At 73.0% G+C, this 1,558-nt stretch carries 1 protein-coding gene; it reads left to right on the top strand.

Annotated elements, in window-relative coordinates; genetic code table 11:
• The coding region (locus ACGF5G_RS35720; RefSeq protein WP_393271319.1) for a condensation domain-containing protein at positions 1-1,558 on the top strand (1,558 nt) is incomplete at both ends.

Here is a 1,558-nt window from a genome sequence, read left to right as displayed (position 1 = left end):
CGTACCGATCTGGAGGAGCGGCTCGCGGAGATCTGGGCGCGGGTGTTGAGCCTGGACACCGTCAGCGTCGTCGACAGCTTCTTCGACCTCGGCGGCGACTCGCTGCGGGCAGTGGCGCTGGTCGGCGCCCTGCGGGTGGCCGGCTTCCCCGTCGGGGTCCGCGACGTCTTCGTGCACCGCACCGTGGCGACCCTCGCCGCGCACCTCGCGGCCAAGGAGACCGCCACCGCCGAACCGGAGTTCCAGGCGGTCGCCCCGTTCGCGCTGCTCGACGACGCCGACCGCGCCGCCCTGCCCGCCGGCCTCGCCGACGCGTACCCGATCGCCCAGGCGCAGCTCGGCATGCTGGTGGAGATCCAGAAGGACCCGGACCGGTCGCTCTACCACATCGTCCGCTGCTTCCGCGTGCACAGCCGCCAGCCCTTCTCCGCCGAGGCGCTCACCGGAGCCGTGCGGGACGTCGTCCACCGGCACGAGACCCTGCGCACCTCGTTCGACCTCGGCGGCTACTCCGTGCCGCTGCAACTCGTGCACACCGAGGCGCCCGTCGACGTCCGGATCATGCAGCTCGACGAGGAACAGGCCGACGCGCAGCTGCGCGGCCACGTCGACGCCGAGCGGGCCCGGCCGTTCGACCCGGAGCACCCCGCGCCGCTGCTGCGGGTCAGCGTCCACGTCGCCGCCGACGGGAGCTGGTGGCTCACCGTCGCGGTGAGTCATCTGGTGACCGGCGGCTGGGACCTCAACAGCCTCCTGGCCGAGCTGCTCGGCTGCTACGAGCGGCGCTGCGTCGGCATGGCACCGGAGTCGCCGGAGCCGGTCGCGGTCCGGTACGCCGACTTCGTCGCCGCCGAGCGCGCGGCGCTGGCATCCCCGGCAGACGAGGCGTACTGGCGGAAGATCACGTCCGGGTACGCCAAGTTCACGCCGCCCGCCGGCTGGGGCGAACCGGCCGGGGCGGCCGGCGCCGCACTGCGGCACCGGATCAGCTACCAGGACCTCGACCAGCGGGTCCGCGCGCTCGCCTCGGCGTACGAGGTGTCGCCCAAGGCCGTCCTGCACGCGGCGCACCTGAAGGTGATGAGCCAGCTCACCGACGAGCAGCGGTTCCACTCCGGTCTGGTGTGTGACGCGCGGCCGGAGGTGCGGGGTGCGGAGCGGGTGCACGGGATGTACATCAACATCCTGCCGTTCGGGTTCGCGCGGGGTGCGCGGACGTGGCGGGAACTGGTGCGGTCGGTGTTCGACCGTGAGGTGGAGTTGTGGCCGCACCGGCGGTATCCGTTGCCGGCGGTGCGGCGGCTGACCGGTGTGGACGCCCACCCGATCGACGTGGTCTTCGACTACACCGAGTTCCGCCGCGCGAACGCCGACAGCGAGGAGCAGGTCGGCTTCGAGGCCGTCGCCGGCGAGGGCGGCACCGAGTTCGCCCTCCAGGTCACCGCGGCCAGCGGCTTCCTCGACCTCGTCGGTGACGCGCGGGTGTTCGACGGTGCGGGGTTGGCGCGGTTGGCGGGGATGTTCCGGTCGGTGGTGGAGGCGATGGTCGCGGATCCGG

Origin of the sequence: Micromonospora sp. NPDC047730, from assembly GCF_043204765.1 — a bacterium.
GTDB lineage: Bacteria > Actinomycetota > Actinomycetes > Mycobacteriales > Micromonosporaceae > Micromonospora.
Note: the sequence above shows the minus strand (reverse complement) of the source record. Positions and strands in the feature narration are given on the sequence as shown.